22 protein-coding genes are annotated in these 23,506 nt (G+C 64.2%); 10 read left to right on the top strand and 12 right to left on the bottom strand.

Translation table 11 applies throughout. The annotated features are described in order from the left end of the window. Positions 1-57: 57 nt before the first annotated feature. Positions 58-297, top strand: a complete 240-nt coding sequence (locus DDA93_RS08590) for a helix-turn-helix domain-containing protein (RefSeq protein ID WP_024476745.1) — start codon at positions 58-60, stop codon at positions 295-297. Between the two features lie 5 nt (positions 298-302). Here DDA93_RS08590 and DDA93_RS08595 read toward each other — a convergent pair whose 3' ends face one another. Next, a complete protein-coding gene (locus DDA93_RS08595) occupies positions 303-854 on the bottom strand; it encodes a hypothetical protein (protein WP_024476744.1) in 552 nt (183 codons plus the stop codon). Between the two features lie 154 nt (positions 855-1,008). Between DDA93_RS08595 and DDA93_RS16480 the strand changes: the two genes are divergently transcribed. Continuing rightward, complete coding sequence (locus DDA93_RS16480; protein ID WP_024476743.1) at positions 1,009-1,743, top strand: LysM domain-containing protein; 735 nt, start codon at positions 1,009-1,011, stop codon at positions 1,741-1,743. 159 nt (positions 1,744-1,902) lie between these two features. After that, on the top strand, positions 1,903-2,235 hold the full coding sequence (locus DDA93_RS08605) for an Rv3235 family protein (RefSeq protein ID WP_279325270.1): 333 nt from the start codon (positions 1,903-1,905) through the stop codon (positions 2,233-2,235). Between the two features lie 3 nt (positions 2,236-2,238). Here the strand turns inward: DDA93_RS08605 and secA are convergent, their stop codons facing one another. The 7 genes from secA to mtrA all read right to left on the bottom strand — a co-directional run bounded on the left by secA (position 2,239) and on the right by mtrA (position 12,328). Further along, positions 2,239-4,980, bottom strand: a complete 2,742-nt coding sequence (secA, locus tag DDA93_RS08610) for a preprotein translocase subunit SecA (RefSeq protein WP_116778508.1) — start codon at positions 4,978-4,980, stop codon at positions 2,239-2,241. 95 nt (positions 4,981-5,075) lie between these two features. After that, positions 5,076-6,287 (bottom strand): crosslink repair DNA glycosylase YcaQ family protein, encoded by a 1,212-nt coding sequence (locus DDA93_RS08615; RefSeq protein ID WP_024476740.1) that lies wholly within the window; start codon positions 6,285-6,287, stop codon positions 5,076-5,078. A 35-nt stretch (positions 6,288-6,322) separates the two neighbouring features. Beyond that, entirely contained in the window at positions 6,323-7,057 is a 735-nt protein-coding gene (gene raiA / locus DDA93_RS08620; protein ID WP_019481716.1) for a ribosome-associated translation inhibitor RaiA, read from the bottom strand. Between the two features lie 167 nt (positions 7,058-7,224). Then, positions 7,225-7,845, bottom strand: coding sequence for a phosphoribosyltransferase family protein (locus tag DDA93_RS08625; protein ID WP_165802602.1), 621 nt, complete (start codon positions 7,843-7,845; stop codon positions 7,225-7,227). Positions 7,846-8,207: 362 nt separating this feature from the next. Further along, positions 8,208-9,944, bottom strand: coding sequence for an LpqB family beta-propeller domain-containing protein (locus DDA93_RS08630; RefSeq protein WP_116778510.1), 1,737 nt, complete (start codon positions 9,942-9,944; stop codon positions 8,208-8,210). Further along, positions 9,934-11,607, bottom strand: coding sequence for an MtrAB system histidine kinase MtrB (mtrB, locus tag DDA93_RS08635; protein WP_019481713.1), 1,674 nt, complete (start codon positions 11,605-11,607; stop codon positions 9,934-9,936). The genes DDA93_RS08630 and mtrB overlap by 11 nt, the downstream gene beginning before the upstream one ends. A gap of 43 nt (positions 11,608-11,650) precedes the next feature. Then, positions 11,651-12,328 (bottom strand): MtrAB system response regulator MtrA, encoded by a 678-nt coding sequence (gene mtrA / locus DDA93_RS08640; protein ID WP_024476736.1) that lies wholly within the window; start codon positions 12,326-12,328, stop codon positions 11,651-11,653. Between the two features lie 151 nt (positions 12,329-12,479). Between mtrA and DDA93_RS08645 the strand changes: the two genes are divergently transcribed. Genes DDA93_RS08645 through DDA93_RS08675 form a run of 7 tightly spaced genes read left to right on the top strand, consistent with a single transcriptional unit; the run spans position 12,480 to position 19,670 of the window. Continuing rightward, positions 12,480-13,772 carry a hypothetical protein gene (locus tag DDA93_RS08645; protein WP_133185472.1) on the top strand — a complete coding sequence of 431 codons (1,293 nt, stop codon included), beginning with the start codon at positions 12,480-12,482 and terminating at the stop codon, positions 13,770-13,772. A gap of 20 nt (positions 13,773-13,792) precedes the next feature. Further along, positions 13,793-14,479 (top strand): DUF4129 domain-containing protein, encoded by a 687-nt coding sequence (locus tag DDA93_RS08650; RefSeq protein WP_051317677.1) that lies wholly within the window; start codon positions 13,793-13,795, stop codon positions 14,477-14,479. After that, positions 14,479-15,681, top strand: a complete 1,203-nt coding sequence (locus DDA93_RS08655) for a DUF4350 domain-containing protein (RefSeq protein WP_116778513.1) — start codon at positions 14,479-14,481, stop codon at positions 15,679-15,681. Before DDA93_RS08650 ends, DDA93_RS08655 begins: the two co-directional genes overlap by 1 nt. After that, positions 15,678-16,679 carry a MoxR family ATPase gene (locus DDA93_RS08660; protein WP_024476503.1) on the top strand — a complete coding sequence of 334 codons (1,002 nt, stop codon included), beginning with the start codon at positions 15,678-15,680 and terminating at the stop codon, positions 16,677-16,679. Before DDA93_RS08655 ends, DDA93_RS08660 begins: the two co-directional genes overlap by 4 nt. Positions 16,680-16,691: 12 nt before the next feature. Further along, positions 16,692-17,984 carry a DUF58 domain-containing protein gene (locus DDA93_RS08665; RefSeq protein WP_116778514.1) on the top strand — a complete coding sequence of 431 codons (1,293 nt, stop codon included), beginning with the start codon at positions 16,692-16,694 and terminating at the stop codon, positions 17,982-17,984. Further along, positions 17,984-18,997, top strand: a complete 1,014-nt coding sequence (locus DDA93_RS08670; protein ID WP_116778515.1) for a phosphotransferase — start codon at positions 17,984-17,986, stop codon at positions 18,995-18,997. Before DDA93_RS08665 ends, DDA93_RS08670 begins: the two co-directional genes overlap by 1 nt. Position 18,998: 1 nt before the next feature. Next, positions 18,999-19,670, top strand: coding sequence for a DUF4166 domain-containing protein (locus tag DDA93_RS08675; RefSeq protein ID WP_116778516.1), 672 nt, complete (start codon positions 18,999-19,001; stop codon positions 19,668-19,670). Here the strand turns inward: DDA93_RS08675 and DDA93_RS08680 are convergent. The 4 genes from DDA93_RS08680 to DDA93_RS08695 form a co-directional block, all read right to left on the bottom strand. Beyond that, positions 19,667-20,692: a hypothetical protein gene (locus tag DDA93_RS08680; RefSeq protein ID WP_347693309.1), complete on the bottom strand. Its 1,026-nt coding sequence runs from the start codon at positions 20,690-20,692 to the stop codon at positions 19,667-19,669. The genes DDA93_RS08675 and DDA93_RS08680 overlap by 4 nt on opposite strands. Continuing rightward, positions 20,682-21,056 carry a chorismate mutase gene (locus DDA93_RS08685; RefSeq protein ID WP_019481704.1) on the bottom strand — a complete coding sequence of 125 codons (375 nt, stop codon included), beginning with the start codon at positions 21,054-21,056 and terminating at the stop codon, positions 20,682-20,684. Before DDA93_RS08685 ends, DDA93_RS08680 begins: the two co-directional genes overlap by 11 nt. Positions 21,057-21,137: 81 nt before the next feature. After that, positions 21,138-22,277: a tRNA 2-thiouridine(34) synthase MnmA gene (gene mnmA / locus DDA93_RS08690; protein ID WP_116778518.1), complete on the bottom strand. Its 1,140-nt coding sequence runs from the start codon at positions 22,275-22,277 to the stop codon at positions 21,138-21,140. 13 nt (positions 22,278-22,290) lie between these two features. Then, positions 22,291-23,499, bottom strand: coding sequence for a cysteine desulfurase family protein (locus tag DDA93_RS08695; RefSeq protein WP_116778519.1), 1,209 nt, complete (start codon positions 23,497-23,499; stop codon positions 22,291-22,293). Positions 23,500-23,506 lie beyond the last annotated feature (7 nt).

Raw genomic sequence — 23,506 nt, forward strand, 5'->3', positions numbered from 1 at the left:
GTCAGCGGTATCGAAGGTGCAAAGGTCCTGCGAAACGTGGGACGAAAGGCGGAAGACGTGGCCGAGAAGAGGTTCCTAACCCTCGCTGATGTTGGTGAGGTGCTGAACATTTCGTCGTCTCAGACGTACGCCCTGGTCCGGTCCGGGGAGCTACCGGCCATCCAGATCGGTGGCCGCGGTCAGTGGCGGGTGGAGTCTCACATCCTCGAAGAATTCATCGCCCGCGCCTATCAAAAGTCGGCCGCCGCGGTACGGGAGAGCTCTTTCGGCCACGCCCGGGAAGATAGCACTCACTAGTGCTATCAGGGGCGGGACAGTACCGCCTCAACGTTACTGAACGGAATCAGGACCACACCCGCGACGCTGCCCTTGCGCCGCTGTTCCCCGAGCGGCACCGTTGCGAGCTCAAGGAAGTCCTTCCCCACCCGGTCAATAGTGCCGTCTAACCGAACCCCACCAATAGCAAGCTGCAGCGTAAGCAGGGTTCGGTCCCTGGCGAAGGCCCGGTAGACAGATCCTAATCCCAGCCTCGTAGCCACCACGGAGGGCTCGGCGACGGCCTGTCTCCCCATACCCTCGACGGTACTCAGCGCGATGGCTGGAATCATCGCGGCGCCGGATCCGGTCGCCAATACTAGCCATTCAGATCCGACCTGCCGGACGACGCCACTGAACAAGGCTCCGCTGGGAGTCCGAATTCGCAGGGTGACACCCTGCTGTCCCCGGATGCGGTCCATCGCCGTAAGAGCCGCAAATTCCAGTCGAGACCGCTCGGTAATTTCGCCCTCCACGGCTATCAAGCGGGCCGCAGCGAACTGGGCCTCAAGGTCCTGGAACAAGGATTCCCACCGCACCGGGCCAGCCTAGGACTCCCTGCAAGCCGGGTCAAGGATAGACACCGAACAGCATTAAGGTGTACAAACTACCTATACAGATTTAAATGAGACTAAACAGCTTCAAACAACAACAAACAACCTACTGACGGTAGCCCAACGTTCAGGAGAAAAGGTGAAAACTTTCAGCGAAAAAGCTGTTGCAGCGAGCATCCCGCTGCTGGGGGTGGGGCTTTACGCGTGCGGTCAGGTGATTCTCGCCAACGCCGGACCGCTCACCGGGTACCAGCGAATTGAAGGGCTGCTCGGCCTGGCAGCGGCCAGCGCTGGGGTGCTGGTGGTTGGGTGGTGGGTCGTCACGCTGGCTCTCGCCCTTTTGAGTGAGCTGCTGATAGGAGCGGGCTTCCGGAAGGCTGCAAGGGTGGCTGGGCTTTTCACCCCTGGCTTCATGCGAAGGCTTGCCGCCGCCATGGTGGGTCTGCACGTTCTCAGCGGAGTACCAGCGGCGCTGGGCGGAGAACTTCCAGGTCGCCTACTCACTGCGCCGATCGTGTCTGCCCCTGGCGATTCGGTACTTACATCCGGTGCGGAGCCGCGGCGGGATGAACCGCCCACCGTCAGACCACAGTGGAAACCTCTCCCGGCACCCGTCGACGGCCTCCCGTTGCTGCGGGGCCAGACTCGGGCTGCAGCACCAGCGGGCACGGATTCCGGCCTTCCGGTGATCACCGTTCGCCCCGGTGATTCGCTGTGGACTATCGCTGCGGCCCACCTCGGACCGTTCGCCACAGATGTCGAGATTGCCGACGCTTGGCCGCGATGGCATCTCGAGAATCGTGGAGTGATCGGCGACGATCCCCATCTACTCATTCCCGGCCAGTTGCTCCGGGTCCCTCCCACCGCGCGGTAGCCACGCCAGGAGCATCATGTTAACCCAGACCCAAATAGTCCGTCCTCCCCTGGCCCCCGACCCGACCTCCGATTCACTCACCGGATCCGTCCCGATCGCCAGGTCTCTGCCCCCACACCAACCATTGAGGAGCTCGCTGCAGCAACCCAGGTACAACGCATCACCCGTTCAGTGGTGCAGGCATCCCTCGAAGTCCTCGGTGGCTCCCGGCCACTACAGCAGCTGGCCGAATGGCTGGATCCGCCCAGCTACGAACGTCTCCAACTTCGCGCCAATCTGGTCCGTAGCCTCAACCGGGGCGCATCCACTGGGCGCCCCGACCATCTGCTGCACCGGAATGTTTCGGTGCGCTCCGTGCGGATCTGTCGCATCACTGAAACCGTCTACGAAGCGTCCGCGGTTGCCTGTGAAAACCACAGAGCCCGCGCCGTCGCTCTCAGACTGGAGCGACGACGCGGGCACTGGAGGGTGACTGCCCTCGAGATCGGCTAGGTGCTACTTCTTTTTGCGCTTCGAAGCCGCACGGGCTTCGGCCCGGTTACCGCCATTGGCTTCGGCCGTCTTCGCCGTACCGGAGCGCCGCTCCACCCGCGTTTCGACCTCGCCCTGCGCGTTCGGCGCCGAGAAGTTCAGGGTTGCCGGCCTTTCCGGGGCGTCGAGGCCGGCTGCTTTGATGGTTGGGCCCTGCACCAGGCCCCGACCATCAGCCACTCCCGGGAGCCCGGTGGGCGCGGGAGCAGCTACCTCAACGTCCAGGTTGAACAGGAAACCGATGCTTTCCTCCCGGATCGCTTCCATCATCGCCTGGAACAGGATGAACCCTTCACGCTGGTACTCGACCAGCGGATCGCGCTGGGCCATCGCCCGCAGTCCGATGCCTTCCTTGAGATAGTCCATCTCATACAGGTGTTCCTGCCATTTCCGACCGATGACCGAAAGGACCACCCGGCGTTCCAGTTCGCGCATGGTCTGCTCCCCGAGGGCCTCTTCGCGGGCCTGGTAGGCGACCTTCGCGTCCGACAGAATTTCGGCGTGAAGAAAATCCCGGGTGACCTTGGACGGGCCGCCAGCTTCGTCAAGTACCTCGTCAATGGTGAGGCTGATCGGGTAAAGCGTACGGAGGTTGGTCCACAGCTGCTCGTAGTCCCAGTCATCGCCGTGTCCCTGCGCTGTTGCTTCGTCAACCATCGCTGTCACGACGTCTTCCAGGAAGAAACTGACCTTTTCATGCAGGTCACCGCCCTCGAGGATGCGGCGCCGGTCCCCGTAGATGGCTTCGCGCTGACGGTTGAGGACGTCGTCGTACTTCAGGACGTTCTTGCGCTGCTCGGCGTTCCGTCCCTCCACCTGTCCCTGAGCGCTCTCGATTGCTTTGGAGACCAGTTTGGACTCCAGGGCGACGTCGTCGGGCATGGTTGACGAATTCATGATTCGTTCGGCTGCACCGGAGTTGAACAGCCGCATCAGGTCATCGGTCAGCGACAGGTAGAAGCGCGACCGCCCGGGATCGCCCTGGCGTCCGGAGCGACCGCGGAGCTGGTTGTCGATACGACGCGACTCGTGGCGCTCCGTGCCGAGCACATACAGGCCACCTAGTTCCCGGACCTCGTTGTGCTCTGCCTCGACCGAGTCCCGGGCGGCGATCAGCGCGTCGGGCCACTGGTTCTCATACTCGTCGGGGTTTTCCGCCGGGCTCAGCCCCCGCTTCTCCAGTTCGGCGATGGCGTTGAACTCGGCGTTGCCGCCGAGCATGATGTCGGTGCCACGACCGGCCATGTTCGTCGCCACCGTGACGGCCCCCTTACGGCCGGCCTGGGCCACAATCGAGGCTTCACGCGAGTGGTTCTTGGCGTTCAGCACCTCGTGCCGGATGCCAGCTTTCGCGAGCTGCTTCGAAAGATACTCGCTTTTCTCCACGCTGGTGGTACCCACCAGGACCGGCTGACCAGTCTCATGGCGTTCGACGATGTCCTTGACGACGGCGTCAAACTTGGCAATCTCATTCTTGTAGATCAGGTCCGACAGGTCGGCACGCACCATGGGCCGATTGGTGGGGATGGGCACGACCCCAAGCTTGTACGTGGCCATGAACTCGGCGGCCTCAGTTTCGGCTGTACCGGTCATCCCCGAGAGTTTCTCGTAAAGCCGGAAATAGTTCTGCAGGGTGACCGTGGCGAGGGTTTGATTCTCGGCTTTGATCTCCACACCCTCCTTGGCCTCGATGGCCTGGTGCATGCCCTCGTTATAGCGCCGCCCGGCGAGAATACGGCCGGTGTGCTCGTCGACGATCATGACCTCGCCGTTGAGGACCACATAGTCCTTGTCTTTCTTGAACAATTCCTTGGCTTTTATGGCGTTGTTCAGGAACCCGATCAGCGGGGTGTTGGCAGATTCATAGAGGTTCTGGATTCCGAGGTAGTCCTCGACCTTTTCGATACCGTCTTCAAGCACTCCGACCGTGCGCTTCTTCTCATCGACCTCATAATCGGTGTCCTTGGTGAGCTTCTTGACTACCTTGGAGAACTCGGTGTACCACCTGTTGACGTCCCCGGAGGCTTGCCCCGAAATGATCAGCGGGGTGCGCGCCTCATCGATCAGGATTGAGTCAACTTCATCGACGATGGCGAAGTTGTGGCCGCGCTGCACCAATTCGGCTGCACTCCACGCCATGTTGTCGCGCAGATAGTCGAAACCGAATTCGTTGTTCGTGCCGTAGGTGACGTCGGCGTTGTACTGCTCGCGGCGGGTAGTGGGATCCTGCTTGGAGAGGATGCAACCGCTGGTCATCCCGAGGAACCGGAAGACGCGCCCCATCAGCTCGGACTGGTACTCGGCGAGATAGTCGTTGGTGGTGACAATGTGAACGCCCTTGCCAGTGAGCGCATTTAGGAAGGCGGGGGCGACGGCGACCAGCGTCTTACCTTCACCGGTCTTCATCTCCGCGATATTGCCCAGGTGCAGGGCAGCACCGCCCATTAGCTGTACATCGAACTGCCGCAGCTTCAGCGTGCGCGCCGATGCCTCACGGACGGCCGCGAACGCTTCGGGCAGTAGCGCGTCGAGTGTCTCACCGTCGGCATAACGCTGCTTGAGCTTGTCGGCCTCCCCCCGGAGGTCGTCGTCGCTCATCTCGCGAAACTCGTCCTCCAGGACGTTAATGGCATCAGCATAATTTCGGAGTTTCTTCAGTGTCTTCTTATCGCCGGTGCGGAGGACTCGTTCAAGAAGTGATGGCACTGGTATTTGCTCCCAATCTAGGTGCGCCGAAATCTGGCCTGTTCAGTCTACGGGAGAGACGACTTATCCTGTCGAACTGGTGCCGCCAGAGCGTGCTATTCGTGGGAAACTGCCAGTTTCAGGGCCTCGGCCAGATCACCATTGGGCTCGACGACTACGTCATCGAGCCCAAGCCAGGTAGCCATGAGCCGTAGCTCGGCCGCCAGTTCGACGACGGTATCTGCTGGCGCGCCGGACTCGCTATGGCTGCCGCGCACCAGGAGCTTTCCCGCAGCCCGGTCGGCCTTGAGATCCACCCGCGCTACCATCGCTTCACGCAACAGGAACGGCAACACGTAGTAGCCGTATCGTCGCGCGGAAGCGGGAGTGTAGATCTCAATCCGGTAATCGAATCCGAACAGTTCCGACAGTCTCCGGCGTTCGAACACCATCGAATCGAAGGGGCTGAGCAACGCCCTTCCCTCGGCTTTCCGTGGCAATACCGAGTTCACATGGCGGAAGGCTGGCCTGTTCCACCCTGTGATGGTGACGGGCTTGAGGATTCCACTGGCAATCAACGATTCGATGGCACCCGCTGTCGGTTTCAGCGGGAGCCGAAAATAGTCGGCAAAACACTTCAACGTCCCGACCCCGAGCGCGCGGGCCGATAGCTCGGTCAGGTGGAGGTGGGCCTCGGTTGGGTGGACGATTGCCAACGCCGCGCCGGGGTCCGGGAAGACCCGCTCCGTGAGTGCATATTTGCGCTCGAATGACGCGCTACGCCCGGCCGAAGAAACCTGACCCCGTTCGAACATGTCCTCCAGGACCCGTTTCACCGAATTCCAGTTCCAGCCCCACTGGTCCGTGGCCCGAGTCTCAATATGTCCCAACCGTTGTTGCAGTTGTGGAGCGGTTAGGGGACTGCTGACGGCGAGGACGTCGCGAATGCGGGAACGAAGCGATTCCCTCAGCCCTTCGGGCACTGAATGAGCCCCAACCCACCGGCGCTCCTGCAACGGACGAAGATAGGGAAAGAGCGTGGGTCTGATGAAGCTGGCTTCGTGCGCCCAGTATTCAACCATCCGGCGGGGGTGTGTGCTGGCTAGCCGATCGAGCTGGTCGCGGTCGTACTGACCCAGCCGGGCAAACAGGGGAAGGTAGTGACTGCGAATGAGGACATTGACCGAATCGATCTGCAGCAGCTGCAGCCGGGCAAAGGCAAGGCCCACCTGCCTCGCCGTAGCGGGGCCGACGGGCCTTACCCGTGCCAGTCCCTGTGCCTCAAGCGCGATGCGTCGGGCCTGGGACAGGGAGAGGACTGTGGTCACCCTTTGACCTTACTGGGGTCCTCTCCCCTGCCGGCTCAGGCCGACGCCGAGGCCGCCGCTTCCCGTGCCCGGTAGGCAAGGAGTTCCTCGCGCGGATCCTCAGTTCCCTCAGCGCACCGAGCGTCGAGGGTGATGACGCCGTAGGTCCAGCCCTGCCGGCGGTAGGCAACTGAGGGTGCACCGGTTGCCGAGTCGACGAAGAGGTAGAAGTCATGCCCCACCAGTTCCATGTTGTCGACTGCATCCTCGAGTGTCATTGGAGTGCCGGAGAAGACCTTCCGGCGGATCAGTACCGGCGAGTCGCCGGCCGGGATGTCATTCTCGATCTCGTAGCTGTCGACGACGCTGTCCTGGGCTTCCTGCGGGGCCTGGGTGGACTGCACTTCGAGGTACAAAGGGGCTGTGGTGCTGGCGGGTTCAAGATCAGCTGTGGCTTCACGAACGGCCATGGGGGTATGGCGGCCGTGGTGGACCTTCCGCCGGTCTCTGGCACGGCGTAGTCTCTCCAGCAGTTTGCTGTAGGCAAGGTCGAAGGCTGCAAATTTGTCGGCTGCTGATGCCTCGGCCCGGATCACGGGGCCCTTCGCCAGGACGGTAAGTTCGACGGTGAGCGCGCTATCCGCATTACGGGCGCTGGGCTCCTTGGTAACTTTCGCCTCTAGCCGCTGCACCTTGTCGCCAAGCTGCTCGATCTTGTCGATCTTGTCCTCGGCGTACTCACGAAAACGGTCCGAAACTGACAGATTTCGACCACTGATCAAAAACTCCATGGTGTCCTCCAAAATCCCTTAGGTGACACAACAGCGGCCGGGGAGTCGTGCTTCCAGCCGCTGTCGACGGATATCTAATTGTCCTCGAGATACCCATACCTCACGTTAGTTCACCCACCCCTGATATTCATCCTTCGGCGGTTGTTTTTTTCCGCTAATTTTGTTCGTTACTTTCCTTCGGCACGCGACGGTGGCTCGGTGGCGGCAACCACTGCCGCCCCGGCCACCTCCGCTCCGGCCAACCGCAGAACCCGCGTCATTTCGGCAATCGTCGCCCCGGTGGTCAGCACATCATCAACCACCAGGCACACCGCCCCGGGGACCAGATGCTGGCCCCGCCGCAGGGTCATGGTGAGGCAGACATTGGCGCGTCGCTGGGCCGATCCGAGGCCCTTTTGCTGCTGCTGCCCAACTCGGCCGGCGAGCGCTGACCCCAGTCGGACGGTTATGCCCCGGTACCCCACCAACCTGGCGGGCCGGCAGCCTGCGGGCAACTCACCTCTTCGAACCAGCCCGTCAAGGAGCAGGCCGAGAGGATCGTACCCGCGGCGGCGCAGCGACGCTCCTTTTGTAGGCACCGGCACCAGAAGAATCTGTGCCGTTTCACCGCCCTGGCGGAGCCCCTCCACGGCCGAGTGCAGCGCTCCAGCGAGCGCCGTTTGCAGGGGTCTGCCCACATCGGTGCGGTGATGGTTTTTGTAGGCAAGCACCAACCGCGCGAGTGCGGACCGGTAATGGCCTCCTGCTGTGACCGGCAGTGGGTCACCGAAACCTGTGGCTGACTCCATGCGCCCCGGCACCTGAGGCAAGGCAGGCGCACCTCGTTCAACCCTGAGGGGGCGGACCGTCGCTTTGCGGATTGCGGTGAGACACTCGGGGCAAAGTGGGATCAAGAGGCGCCCGCATACAGCACACTCGGTAGGGAACAGGAGCGACCAGAAGCCCACGATGGCACCGGTAAAGCCCTGCACGTCCGGCCTCATCCGGACCGCATCGAGGCGGCCGGCGACGCCCCTCCACAGCGGCGCGGATCGGAATCCGTTCATGCCCTGACTTTGCCACCTCGGCCAGTCCCCGACGTCGCCTTCGTAGCCGAGTGTGGACAAAATCAGTCGCCGAGCCTGGGCAGATCGGCGCCCGTGTGCAGAGCTCAGCCCGGGAACGCCGGATCCTGGACACCTTCCACCGGCTCGTTCGACCAGGTATCCCCAACCCGGTTCCGGACCCCCTCCGAGGTGCCGGCGAAGATGGCCGTCGGCCCGGTGCCCGCACTGATGTGCAGAATGCCCTCAAGGGACGACAGCGCATCGACAGTCCCGTCAAGACCAAGAAATTCAGGGGTCACCTCTTCCTCTGCGGAGGCCTCGGCGACGATGACGGTGTCCTCGTTGACCCACTTCGCGGTATTGACCGGACCGCTGGCGAAAAGCTCCCGCGGAGTACCAAGACTCTGCGGGGTGCGGTCGTTGCTGCGCACGATCCCGGCAAGGAAAACGCGGCTTAGCCCCTCCTGCTCGGTCACGACCAGGGCCCGGGACCCATCCCTCGACACCCTGAGTTCCAGCACCACTGAATCAGCTAGCCAGGGTGCCGTCACCGACACCGCGCTGTCTTGCAACCCGCCGGGAGGAACCGCGGTAACCGTCGATCCCAGGCCTTCGGGCCCGGTGCTGGCCGTCCAAACCCAGTTGTTCGGGTCGAAACTGGGAGAAGTCAGCCTTCGTCCGGTCGCAGCGGTGATGATTTCCTGATCCTGCCCGGTGGTGTAAAGCCGTGTCCGGTTTCCGTTGAGGAACGCAAAGTCCGCCCCGGACAGGGTCATTGCCGGGTCCTGGGGATCCAGTGCCGCCACCGAAGGGACGCCTTCAATGGGAACGGTCTCTTCCGTCTGGTACAGGAATAGCTCGTTGCCGGAGACGACAATCTGTTTGTTGCCGACAGCCGGATCGCCGACTGGGATTACCAGGTTCGGGTGGGGGACATTGCCCTCGTCGCCAAGGTACACCGGCTGCCCTTCGACAGTCATCTGCACCGAATTGACCGTGTTCAACCCGGCCAGGTTCTCCCGGAGTTGCTGCTGCATCTGTTGTCGGATCAGGTCACTGGTTTCCTGCAGCACATCGGGGGACAACTCGACGGTTGCCGTCCCCGACACGATGGGCACCGATTCGACGCCGAGGGTGGTACTTTCCGGGAACGCGCTGGTCACCGACCCCTGCAAGTATGGAGCCGGACCGTCAAGCATCGCCTCCACAATATTCGTGGCAATGGCTGCCCGGTTTACGAACCACCTGACGTCGGGCACCCAATGTTCGAAGGAACTGCTGTAGAAGTACAGGCTGTATGTTTCAAGCAACAGCTCAGCCTGGCTCGAAGAAATCATGATGCCGTTGGGGATCGAGGTGATACGCCACTGCCCGTCGGCATTCTGCTCGAGCTTCGCGGTGAGGCTTTCAGTGGTGGTAGCAGGAGCCCCCGTACGGATACCTTCGGCGTTGATGGTCCCCTCGACTTCGAGTTGGATCTGGTAGACACCGTCAGTCGGGGACGCAGAAATCTGCGGGTCAGCTCCGTAGATGATGATGCGCTCTTCTGGCCGCCATTGGGCGGCGAACTCGTCGGTGAGGTAGTCCCGTGCGATCTCGTAGTCGCCGGCGGCACCCGTGCCGGCGTTGACGAAGGAGTTCAGGAGGGATTCCGGATCAGCATCCTGCCGGGGCCCGGGTGGATTGAAAATCAGTGGGTCGGTGGTGTCGGACCCGGTGTCAGCGGTGATGACTCCCACTGGACCAGAGGTAGGTATGGACGAGCAGCCGCTGACCACCAGCACGATCGGCAACAGTAAAAGGGCCAGTGACCGGCTCAGCGGACGCCTGTTAGCGGGCATCGTGGGACTCCTTTGGCAGAGTGGTTAGCTGCGGCAGCGAGTCCGGGGATGTTCCGACCGACGGACGGTCGGGCAGCCCGCCCATCCTTGGCGGCAGCGGCAACGGTGAGACCTTGAGAACGGACTCCCTGAGCTTGGGAAGCGTCAGCCGAAAACAGGCGCCCTTACCCGGGGAGCCCCAGGCTTGCAGCCAGGCTCCGTGGAGATGGGCATCCTCGGTGGCAATTGACAATCCAAGGCCGCTCCCGCCGGTGGTTCGGGCCCGGGCCGGGTCGGCCCGCCAAAACCGATCGAACACCCGGGACGCTTCAAGCGGGGTCATGCCGATGCCGTAGTCACGAACTGCGACGGCGACGGCGTCCGGATTCGAGGCAATATAGATCGAGACAGGCTTCCCATCGCCATGCTCCAGCGCGTTCACCACAAGATTCCTGAGAATCCGGTCAATCCTGCGGGGATCCACTTCGACCAGGCATTCCGTTTCGCGGGAAATAATGCTCAGCTCGGAGCCGCACGCATCCGCTAACGGCTGGGCGCCGTCAATCACGTGCCGAACCACCTGGAAAATGTCGACGGATTCCGCTTCAAGCACCGCGGCGCCGGCATCGAACCGCGAGATTTCCAGTAGATCGGCGAGCAGCGCCTGGAATCGTTCCACCTGGTTGTACAGGATTTCGGCGGACCGGCGGTTGACCGGGTCGAAATTGGCGCGCGCGTCGTGGAGCACCTCGGCGGCCATCCGCACCGTGGTCAACGGGGTACGAAGTTCGTGGGAGACGTCCGAAACGAAGCGTTGCTGCATCTGCGACAGTTGTGCGAGCTGGGTGATCTGATCCTGAAGGCTCTCCGCCATATGGTTGAACGACGCACCAAGCCGCGCCACCTCGTCCTCGCCCTTCACATCCATCCGTTCCTGCAATTCGCCGGCCGCCAGCTTTTCGGACACCACTGCAGCATGGCTGACTGGCCCGACCAGGCTCCGGGTCACGAACCAGGCGATCGCCCCAATGATCAGCAACAGGACGATGCCAGCAATCCAGATCACCCCGTGAATGTAGTCAAGGGTGGCCTGCATCGAGGACAGGTCGTAGATCAGGTAAAGCGCATATTCGGTCTGCCCTGGCGGCAGCGTCACCTTGGTGCCGAACGCCAGCCCCGGCACCCTCTCCCCTGAAGTCGACTCGATCGACGTGGCGGACCAGTATTGGTCATCGCCCGACCTCACCGCGTTGGCCATGGCCGCCGGGATGGCGCTCGACTCGGTCAGGTTGTCGCTCCCGAACGGGGCAACGTAGATATCGGTGGTCTGATCGGGCACTATGGCGAGGATGAACCGCCTGGGTGCATCGGCGCCGCCACCCTCAAGGCTTGGCAGGGTGTCCTGCACCAATCGGAGGGTCGATTCGCTGTCGGTGGTCGAGGCGCTGCTGAAAATTGCTGCGACCTCGCTGAGCCCGTTGCTGGACTCGGCGCGGAACTGTTCGAATCGTTCCTCGTACAACCCGGTCGCAATCTGGTTGGACAGGAAGGCGCCGACGGCAGCGAAGGCCACCGCGGTGAGAAGCAGGGTGGAGACGACAGTGCGGAACTGCAGCGACCGTCGCCACTGCCGGGCGGTCCGCGAAAGCACCGTCCGGATCCAGGACCAGGCATGCGACGCCACGCCACCCAGCCTGTTCCGAACGCTAGCTGCAGCGCGGTCCAACTTACCCCTGTCCTGCCTTGTATCCCACGCCCCGGACCGTCAACACAATCTCTGGCGCTTCCGGGTCCCGTTCAATTTTCGACCTCAACCGTTGCACATGCACATTGACCAGTCGGGTATCCGCGGCGTGCCGGTAGCCCCAGACCTGTTCAAGCAGCAACTCCCGGGTGAAGACCTGCCAGGGTTTGCGTGCCAGCGCAACCAACAAATCGAATTCCAGGGGGGTCAGAGAAATCCGGTCACCGGCGCGGACCACCGAGTGCCCGGCGACGTCGATGGTGACCTCACCGATGCGGAGAGTCTCGGGAGCCTTCTGGTCACCGGGGCGCAGCCGCGCTCGCACCCGTGCCACCAGTTCCGCAGGCTTGAACGGCTTCGGCACATAGTCGTCGGCGCCGGATTCCAGACCTCGCACGATGTCGGAGGTGTCCGACTTCGCAGTCAGCATGACGATGGGGAGGTCGGATTCGTTGCGGATCTGGCGACAGACTTCGATTCCGTCTATCCCTGGCAGCATCAGATCAAGCAACACCAGGTCGGGTTTGGAGCTCCTGAAGATGTCCAGGGCCTGAGAACCGTCAGCGCAGAACACGGGATCAAATCCGTCGTTGCGTAGTACGATGCCGATCATCTCGGCCAGTGCTTCGTCGTCGTCAACGACCAGAATGCGTGCCTTCATATCTCCATAGTCTCCCATTGCCACGGCAATGTCGTACTAGCGCAATCGCTCCGCGCGCCCCAGCGCCGGGCAGGTTCCCGGAAATCCCTCCCGGTAACTATAGTTCTAGGAGACGGGTTCACAAGTGGAACAAACGTTCCGGGGGGACAGGATGAGCAACAATCCGCATGAGAGTGAACCAGCCGACAAGTCGCGGGACGATACGGCGGGCGCACCTCTTCCGCCACCTAACGCCCAGCCACCGCAGTGGGGTCAACCACCACAGCCCGGGCAGAACGCCCAGTGGGGGCAGCAACCACAGTGGGGGCAGCACCCCGAACCCACTGGATCACCCCAATGGGGAGCGCAGCCCGGGTGGCAGGGCGTTCCGCACGGCCAGTTCGGCGGCTATCAGGCACCGCCTAAACCGGGAATCATTCCGCTGAGGCCCCTGGGCCTGGGCGAGATCCTCGACGGGGCGTTCCAGGCCTGCCGGAAGAATCCGTTGGCAACCTTCGGCACCGCCATCCTGTTCCAGGTAGTGATATCGGTTCTCACCCTGCTGTTGACGGTCGGTTTGTTCGGCTCAATCGCGCAACTGGATCCCGTCGACCCGTCGATGGACGAGGTTGCAGGACTGGCGACGTCACTGGTTTCCGTCGCCACGGCACTGGTGGTGCTCAGCAGCGTGGGTGTCCTCATTCTGCAAGGGGTGCTGGTCATCCCGATCGCACGTGCAGTGCTCAACGAGCGCACTTCTTTTGTGCAACTGTGGAAACTGGCCGTCCGGCGGATCCTGCCCCTCCTGGGTCTGGGATTCCTCCTGCTTCTGCTGGTCATTGCCGGACTGACGGTTCTGGTGGTGATCGCGGTGCTGCTGGCCATGCTCCTCGGTCAGGACTCGGTCTGGTTGATCGTGCTGGGAACCCTCGGCTCCTTGGCGCTGATTGTCTGGCTCAGTATCAAATTGGTCCTTGCACCGGCGGTACTCATGCTTGAGGGTGCCGGACTGCTCACCTCCCTGCGCCGGTCCTGGACATTGACTTCCCGCAATTGGTGGCGAACGTTCGGGATCCTGATCCTGACCAGCATCATCGTCTCTATCATCACCTCGGTGATTTCCACTCCCCTGAGCCTGCTCGCCACCCAGTTCGTGTCCTTCAGCGACTCGCCGGCCGAGCTCGGCGAGGAGCTGATGAACTCGCTGCCCATCCTTTTGGTCGGTCAGCTCATTACAGCTGTCTTCGGTGCCATTGGTTACGCCTTCCAGGCCGGTGTGACCGCCCTGCTCTATGTGGACCTTCGCATCCGGCGCGAGGGGTTCGATGTGGTCCTGCTGCGCGAACATGAGGAAGCAACTGCGGGCCGGTTCACCCCGATTCCCGGCCAGTCCGCCAACCCCGGCGGTCAACAATTCGGTCACCGGCCGGGTGGACCACCGAGCCCACCCACCACCGGGACCTGAGCCGGGTGCCACTTTCGCCAATGCTGATCCGTTTGATTGACTCGTCGGTGCCGATCGGTGGTCGGGTCCCGGTCGTGCCCGACGACGAGGAAGCCCGCGGTTGGCTGGAGGATGAGCTCGCCCAGGGCCGCTATCAGGAGGCGGAACCCAATTTCCTGGAACGGATCGCCACCACGATCCTCGAATGGCTGGGGTCTATCTTCGCCGACCTTCGGCCGCTTGAGGCCGGACCCGGTACGTTGCTGCTCGCCCTGGGCGCCGCGGTGGTGATCGCCGCAGCGGTGTGGCTGGTCAAACCTCGCCTCAATGCCCGCAACAAACGCGCCCGCACCGGAGTGTTTTCGGGTGACACCGTCCGCACCGCGCAGGAGCATCGTGGACTCGCCGCGGCTGCGGCGGGATCACGGGAATGGGATATTGCGCTGACCGAGCGGCTACGAGCGGTGATCCGCTCGGCCGAAGAGCGGGGTATTATCGATCGCCAGCCCGGGCGCACAGCAGGTGAGACGGGAGTGCAGCTCAGGGCCGCCTTCGGGGCGATCGGCGCCGACACCCTGTGGCTAGCCGACCGCTTCAACGAGGTGCACTACGGCAACCTGCCGGCGCATGAATCCGACTACCAGCGGGCAACGGCGGTCGATGTACTGCTTGCAACCGCCCGCCCGGACCTGCAGCAGCCGGCAACAGAACTGGCAGCGCCCCGCTGATGGCTGTCGAAATAGACCAGGCCACCACCATCGAGGTCGTCGGTGATGGCGGCAGCGCGGGCCGTGCTGCAGCCACCCGCCTCCGTAGGCTCGCTCCCTGGCTGGTGCTGGGATTTCTCCTGGTGGCTGTGGTGCTGGTGGGATTTTTCGGACGTTCCGGGCAGGACGGCGTCGCACTCTCCCCCGCCAACCCGGCTCCGGCAGGAGCCATGGCGCTCGCAGAGGTGCTTAGGGGACAGGGCGTCGAGGTGATCCAGGTGGAATCGCTCGAAGCCGCCGCGGCTTCGTCGTCGGCTGGCGCCTCGACCCTCCTGCTGCACGATCCGGATTCGTGGCTCAACTCCGACCAGCTGAGCGCCCTGGACGGTGTCGCCGACCGACTGGTTCTGGTCGAGCCGAACACCCTCATCCTGGGCGAACTTGCCCCCTCCATCCGACAGGCGGGTCTAATCCCCGCCTCCGAAGACACCCCCTTGCCGGCAGACTGTGGGGTTGAGGACGCCGCCGCCGCCGGCAGTATCTCCCCCGGCGGTTTCGCCTACCGGGCCGATCTGATCTGTTTCCCCCCCGCTACTGCGCAGGGCGGCCCACCCTCGGGTTCCTACGCCGCCACGGCTGGCCAGGAAGTGGTGGCACTCGGCCACGGAAGCATCATCAGCAACGAGACCATCGATCAGGAAGGCAACGCGGCACTTGCCCTGCGAACCCTGGGGAGCAGCCCCGTCCTCATCTGGTATCAGCCCACGGCAGCCGATCTGGCGCTGACCGACACACCGGTCGATCCCCTGAACCTGCTGCCCGATTGGGTGAACCTTGTGATGCTGTGGCTACTCGGCACTGGCCTGTTGGCCGCTGTCTGGCGGGGACGCCGCCTGGGGCCGCTCGCCGAGGAACCGCTGCCCGTGGTGGTGCGGGCGGCCGAGACGGCCGAAGGACGGGCGCGGCTCTACCAGGATTCTGGGTCCATTGATCGCGCCGCCGCCAACCTCCGAGCCGCCACCCTCATTCGGCTTGCAGCACGGCTTCGCTTGCCGGCCACCAGCTCGGTCACCGAGGTGGTAGCCGCGGCGGCACGCCACTCCCCGCGGTCCCCGGCCGACCTCGACCAACTTCTGCGGACCGAAAGACCAGCGTCCGACACCCAATTGGTGCGATGGAGCCAAGACCTTGACGCCCTAGAGAAAGAGATCGACGCGAGATGAGTCAACACATCCCGACCCACCAGGACTCCCCGGTGTCACCGGACGGCCCCGGCCCCGAACGCCAGGCCCTGCTGAACGTGAGGTCCGAGGTAGCCAAAGTGATCGTCGGCCAGGACGCGGCAGTGACCGGAATGCTGATCGCCCTGCTCGCGAAGGGCCATGTGCTGCTTGAGGGCGTTCCGGGTGTCGCCAAAACCCTGCTCGTGCGCACCCTGTCGGCAGCTTTGAGTCTCGATACCAAGCGGGTCCAGTTCACTCCCGATCTGATGCCGGGAGACGTCACTGGGTCACTCATTTACGAGGCGCAGAACTCGGAATTCACCTTCCGCGAGGGGCCGGTCTTCACCAACATCCTGCTGGCGGACGAGATCAACCGGACGCCGCCCAAGACCCAGGCCTCCCTACTGGAGGCAATGGAGGAACGCCAGGTGTCGGTCGACGGCGTTTCGCGGGCGCTCCCCGATCCGTTCATCGTCGCAGCCACCCAGAACCCGGTGGAGTACGAAGGCACCTATCCCCTGCCCGAGGCTCAACTCGACCGCTTCCTGTTGAAGCTCACGCTGTCAGTGCCGGACCGGGACGACGAGATAGAGGTGATCCGCCGCCACAGTGCGGGCTTCGACCCACGGGACCTCGCTGCGGCGGGGATTCGCCCGGTCGCCTCGGCCCTTGATCTGGCGAAGGCCCGACGCGCGGTGGCTACAGTAGCGATTGCGCCCGAGGTCATCGCCTACATTGTTGATGTGGTCCGCGCCACCCGCACAGCTCCATCTTTCCAGCTCGGTGTTTCCCCGCGCGGTGCCACCGCATTGCTCAACACCGCCCGCGCCTGGGCCTGGTTGTCAGGCCGCACCTTCGTGACGCCGGACGACGTCAAGGCCCTCACCCTGCCAGCGTTGCGACACCGGGTGTCGATGCGTCCCGAGGCTGAAATGGACGGAGTCGAAGTGGATGATGTGCTGTTGGGGATCCTCGCTACCGTCCCAGTGCCACGCTAGGCCCCGGGCCGCATGACCATCACCGGACGATTTGTCCTCCTGGCATTCCTCGGGATTATTCCCGTGGCGCTCTACCCGGGCGCGGTGTCCATCCTGATCTGGACCACTGCGTTGGTCCTGGTGGGAGCCCTGGACCTTTCCCTGGCCGCCTCGCCGAGGAAAACGGGCCTCAGCCGGGACCTACCGGACAGCGTCCGGCTGACCGAGGCTTGCACCAGTACGCTCACCGTCCGTAACTATTCCCGGCGTCAACTGAGGGCCACTGTCCGTGAGGCGTGGCAGCCGTCGGCAGGGGCAGCTGATGCCGTACAGCACGTCTCGGTTCCACCGGGTGAGTCCAGGCAACTGTTGATCAGGTTGCTCCCCGAACGGCGTGGGCATCTGCGGGTGGCACAGGTGACGATTCGCAGCGTCGGCCCGCTGGGGTTGACCGGCCGCCAGGTGAGCATTCCGGCTCCCGGGCTCCTCCGGGTCCTACCCCCGTTCCATTCCAAACGACATCTTCCATCGAAGCTTCGCCGGTTGCGTGAGCTTGACGGCCGGGCCGCCGTCCAGATCCGCGGTGCCGGCACCGAATTCGATTCGCTCAGGGACTATGTCAGGGGCGACGACGTCCGCTCGATCGACTGGCGCGCGACCGCCCGCCGCCGCGACACGGTGGTACGCACCTGGCGGCCGGAACGCGACCGGCGGGTGGTCATCGTGTTGGACACCTCGCGCACTTCAGCTGCGCGGATCGACGATGAGCCCCGGCTGGACACGAGTATCGAGGCTGCCCTGCTACTGGGCGTCCTCGCACAGCGGGGTGGGGACCGGGTGGATTTCCTTGCCTTCGACCGCCGTCCCCGGGCCAGGGTGAATTCGGCGGCGAAGGGGAATCTGCTGAACGCCCTCGTCAAGGCGATGGCACCGTTGGAGCCCGAGCTGATTGAAGCCGACTGGTCACGGGTGCCCGGCCAGGTTCGCTCCATCTCCTCCCACCGTTCTTTGGTTGTGCTGCTGACATCGCTGGATTCGGGCTCAGTAGAAGAGGGGCTGCTGCCGGTGCTGGCCGATCTGACCTCACAGCATGTGGTGGTGGTCGCGTCAGTTCGCGACCCGCGACTGGATGAGATGCGCGGCGAACGCCAGTCCGTGTCCGACGTGTATCGGGCCGCGTCCGCGGAGCGTGCCCTGCTGGACCGTGCCGCGGTGACAGCCCAGTTGCGTCAGCTGGGGGCAGAAGTGGTCGATGCTACCCCCCACGAACTACCGCCACACCTTGCTGACATGTATATCCGGCTCAAAGCGGCGGGCCGGCTCTGATGATCCCGACCGAAGATAGTGCCAGGGTCGACTACTCCCGAACAGCCCACCGCACCCCGTGGGCAGCGATACCTGCGGCTGTTCGCCACCGAATCGCGGCCGAGCTGGGAAGCCCGACGGAGTCCGTCACCCCGGCTGGCGGTGGCTTCACCAACGGCTTCGCAGCTGTCGTTGGCGCCGGGAACCGCCGCCTCTTCGCCAAGGCGGCGCCGTCAACGGACAGCCACATTTTCGCTGCCTATGTCCGCGAGGCCGAGGTTCTCACTGCACTTCCGGCCGGACTTCCCATCCCGCAACTGCACTCAACCGATCAGGTCCTTGCTGGGGGCACCCGCTGGCAGCTGCTGTGCTTTGAGGCCGTTGACGGCTACATGCCGGGGCAGCCATGGACGGTCAGTGATCTCAGGGCGGTGCACGCGTCACTCCTAGTGGTGCAGGCAGGGCTGCAGGAAACGCCAGCAAACCTTGCGAACGGGTCAATGGTGGAGGAGTTCTTCGGAGCCAGCCCACGGACCGACCTCGTAGAGTGCTGGGCCCCGAACGGAGCGCTTCCCGCCTATTTGCCGTCGCTGAACGTCCAGCACCTGTCCGAGCTGGAAAAATTGACCGCACTGGGTCACGAGGCGCTGGCCGGCGATGCTGTGCTCCACAATGATCTCCGGGCAGACAACATCATGATCCGCCCCCGTGGCGGACCCAGGCCGACGCCCGTTGCACTCTTCTGCGACTGGAACTTTCTGTCTATCGGGCCCGCCTGGGCTGACTGGGTAGCCCTGTTGGTTTACCCACGCCAGGCAGGGGTCGACGTTGACAGCTGGCTTGCCGACTCTCCGCTGAGCTGCGGGGCCAACCCCGACCACATTGATGCGTGGCTGGCGGTGCTCGCCGCCTACATGGTCACCAGCGGAGACCAACCCGAACTGGCCACCAGCCCCTACCTGCGGATGCACCAACGCTTTACGGCACGAATCCTGATCGATTGGCTCAGTGAACGACGAAAATGGGAGCTCTAACATGCAGTCCATCTACCAGCGCGCCTTGGGCGCCGATTTCAACAGGTTACAGCCCGAACTCCAGGCCTACTTTGGCCTTCACGCCGACGCGGGCCAGGCGGGAATAGGCAGCGGCACCTTCGATGTGGCAGGCTGCCCCGCCTGGTTTATCAGGCCCTTCTTCAGGCTGGCAGCTGCCGAGAACTCGTTTTTCCCCGAGTATGGGACCGATGTCCCCTTCAGCATCAGCAATTTCCCGCACCTTGACCCGTTTGGGCGTGCATCCCTGACCGCCCGCCGGATCCTGCACTTCCCGGCTGCTGAGCGGATTTTCGAGGACACCACCTCGGAGGAGAACGGTCAGCTGCTCGACTATGTGGGGGCGCACCGTCTGACGCTCACCGATCTGACCTGCTCGGTCACACCAGCCGGGAGGATGCGGATGGTGTCCACCCGGACCCGGGTATTCGCTGGCCCGGTGCGGCTACCGGTGCCGGACGTCGTCGGGGCGCAGGCCTACATGGAGCAGTGGTGGGATGAGGAAGCCGGTCGGTTCCGGATCCAGACCCGGGTGATCCACCGTCAGCTGGGGACACTCCTGGTCTACGCGGGGGCCTTCGACTACCACCTGGTCGACTTCGACGGTGTCCTGCCCGCTGAGGCGGAGCCGCGACGCTGGGAGAAGCGCCGCTAGTCGTTAGCCATCTCCTGGTTCAGCGCGTCGGCGGTCTGGGTCAACCGGCGCAGGATGTTCGCGGCGGCGGCGGGTGAAACCCCGGCCAGCCCGGTGTCGGGGGTCAACCGCAACTGCGCCAACCGGTTCAACGGCAACCCGAGCATCCGCCAGGGCGACAGGACTGCCCCCGCCAGGGCGGACACCGTTGGGACGGCTCGCGGGTCGGGCATGATGCCCGCCCACAGTTCGCCGCCCGCTTCGAGTTGACCGGCCAGGGACTCCCACTGCGCCATCGACAATCCCGCGAGGGGAAGCGCTACCGCGGTGATGTTGCTGGTCGCCAGCACATCGAGCGGAGCGCGCTCGGCGGGGAATGACACCGCCACAGTTCCGCCCCCGGCTGCCCGCACTGCCTCGGCTACGGTGTCCCACGCGTCGGCGGCTTCCTGGTCCGGCACCGCCCGGAGGGTCCGGTAGCCACTCGCCGTCGGCACACCGCCGGCCAGGACAAACGCGATTTCGGGTTCGTCCAGTTGTACCTGTACCAGGGCGCCTGATGCCGCTGATCTGACCCTGCTGACCAGGTCGGCAGCGCCGGCTGCCAGGGAATCCCTGATTTCGCGGCGCGCCCCGACGTCGAGCAGGGCGCGTTCCCCGCTGTGCAGATGGAGGTTGGCGGCAAGGGACAGTGGGCCCCGCAGATGGATTTTCAACGCTGGCGCCGGCTCTGATTCGGCACCAATCACATCACCGAGCACGTTCAGGTCGGTGGACAGCGCCGACACTGCCCGTCGATGATCCTTGCCGGGCCGGTCGACGAGGCGCCAGCCGTGGGGCTGCACATCCACTGGCAACTCCACCAGGATGGCTGCTGTCCGCCCGACGGCGTCGCTACCGACCCCGCGGCCCGGCAGGGATACCAGGTGGGGAAGGTGCGGGTCACCGAGCTCTCCCCGGACCACCCGCGTAGCTTCGAGAGGGTCAGTTCCTGGCCATTCGCCCAGGGCGGTAGCTGTGACCTGGGCGGAGCTAGGCTCCACCAGGGCCCTCCGGTGACCGGCGGTTCTCGGACAGCGCCTGATGGTGACGGATCACCTCGGAGATGATGAAGTTCAGGAACTTTTCGGCGAAGGCCGGGTCTAGGTTGGCTTCTTCGGCCAACGCGCGAAGCCTGGTGATCTGGGCCGCTTCCCGATCCGGGTCGCCCGCCGGTAGCTGGTGCTCCGCCTTGAGGACCCCCACCCGCTGGGTGGCCTTGAACCGTTCGGCGAGAAGATACACGAGAGTCGCATCGATGTTGTCGATACTGCTCCGCACCGACAGGAGCTCCGCCATCACCTCGGGTTGTACCTGCCCGGCGAGGGAGCTTGCCCCCGGGTCGTAGCCGCTGCTCGATTCAATCATGCATCAAGTCAAACACCAGTTGCAGACTGCCGACTAATCCGGCGTCGACATATTCAACCGGCAGTGCGACGGGGCGTGTCCCTACAGGGCTGGTTGAAGTTCGGGGCGCTCCAGTGACCGGGCAGAGTCGAGGGTCGCCTGGCCCAGGACCCGTGTCCCCTGGTACAGGACGACGGTCTGGCCCGGGGCGACTCCGCGCATCGGTTCGTTCAGCCGGACCACGAGCTCCGCCTGCCCCGCACCGTTGTTCTCCATCCAGGCCACCGCGTCGACAGGGTCGCCGTGGGCTCGCACCTGCGCCATGCACTCGAATTCGCTGCCGGTCAGTACCGCGTCGATCGGCAGTCCGGCCCAGGACACCTTGATGCCCCGCAGCTGGTCTACAGCCAGCAGCCGCTCGGGACCGACTACCACCTTGTTTTCTTTCGGCCGGATCTCCAGCACGAAGCGGGGCTTGCCGTCGTCGGCGGGTGTGCCGAGCTTCAGGCCACGACGCTGGCCTACTGTGAAGGCGTTGGCGCCGGGGTGGGTGCCCACCTGCTCCCCGTCGGTGTCGACAATCGCACCCTCGGTCATCTCGATGCGTTCGGCCAGCCAGCCGCGGGTGTCGCCGTCGGGAATGAAACAAATGTCGTGGCTGTCGGGCTTGTTAGCCACGGACAGTCCGCGCCGCTCAGCCTCGGCGCGGACCTCCGCCTTGGACGGGGTTTCGGCCAGCGGGAACATTGAGTGCTTGAGCTGCTCGTGGGTGAGGACGCCCAGCACATAGGACTGGTCCTTGGCCCAGTCCGCGGCCCGGTGCAGCTCGCGGTTCCCATCACTGTCCTCAATGACCTTCGCGTAGTGGCCGGTGCAGACGGCGTCGAAGCCCAGCGCCAACGCCTTTTCCAGGAGCGCCGCGAACTTGATCCGTTCGTTGCAGCGCATGCACGGGTTCGGAGTGCGACCGGCGGCGTACTCGGCGATGAAATCGTCGACAACGTCCTCCTTGAATCGTTCCGAGAAGTCCCACACGTAGTAAGGAATCCCCAGAATGTCGCAGGCACGCCAGGCGTCACGGGAGTCCTCGATGGTGCAACACCCACGACTACCGGTACGTAAGGTGCCAGGCATGCGCGAGAGCGCCAGGTGGACGCCGACGACGTCGTGCCCTGCCTCCACTGCGCGTGCTGCGGCGACGGCGGAGTCCACTCCGCCGCTCATTGCTGCGAGTACCTTCATGAGTTGTCCTTCACTATCGAAAACCTGTTCCAGCTGTCTGAATGTTTGAAGCATGGCCAGCCATTCCAGCCTGCCGGGCGCGGCGGTAGGCCTCGGGCAACGCAGTTCCAAGGACTTCAACGTCCTCGGGGCCTGAGGTATGCCCGAGCGAGAATCGCTGGGCCCCTCTGGCCTCCGACTCGGTGAGGCCCATCGCGAGCAGCACATGGGACGGCCGGGGTACTCCCGCCGTGCAGGCCGAGCCGGTGGAGCATTCCACTCCGGCAAGATCGAGCAGGAACAAGAGGGAGTCCCCTTCGCAGCCGGGAAACGTGAAGTGGGCGTTGCCGGGAAGCCGCAGGGTCCGGTGCCCTCTGAGGACCGCCTCCGGGATAGCGGACTCCACCTGGGCGATCAGCTGGTCCCTGAGGGCGGCGATGCGGGCGGACTCCTGGTCGAGATTGCCTGTGACGAACGCAGCGGCCGCAGCGAAAGCCGCGATACCTGCGGCGTCAAGGGTTCCCGACCGGATATCACGCTCCTGTCCTCCACCATGCTGCACCGGAGTGAGCGTTACCGCCCGCCCGACGAAAAGGGCCCCTACACCCACCGGGCCGCCGATCTTATGCCCACTGACCGCCATCGTCGCGAGTCCTGAATGGCTGAAAGACACCGGAAGGGAACCGAAGGCCTGCACGGCATCCGAGTGCACGGGGATGCCGTGCGCCGCGGCTGCCGCGGTGATGTCCCGAATGGGCTGGATGGTGCCGACCTCGTTGTTGGCCCACATCACGGTGATCAGCGCGATGGTGTCCGGGTCGTCGTCGAGCTCGGCCTGCAGCGCCGCCATGGAGACCACGCCATCGGAGTCGACCGGTAGCCAGGTGACCAGCGCCGCTTCGTGTTTGGCCAGCCATTCGACCGTGTCCTGGACCGCCGGGTGTTCGATGGCTGAGCACAGGATCCTCAGCCGGCGCGGGTCCGCGGCGCGGCGGGCCCAGAACAGGCCCTTGACGGCAAGGTTGTCAGCTTCGGTCCCACCGGAGGTGAAGATCACCTCCGAGGGATGCGCTCCCGCCGCGGCGGCGAGGGTCTCACGGGAGTCTTCCACCACCCGACGGGCACGACGCCCTGAGCCGTGCAGCGACGATGGGTTGCCGCTACGGCTGAGTTCGGTGGTGAGTGCGGCGAGCGCGGGCGCCGAAAGAGGCGTGGTCGCCGCGTGGTCCAGGTACACGGGCATCGGTCAA

The organism is Arthrobacter sp. Bz4, from assembly GCF_003075455.1.
Classification (GTDB): Bacteria; Actinomycetota; Actinomycetes; order Actinomycetales; family Micrococcaceae; genus Arthrobacter_D.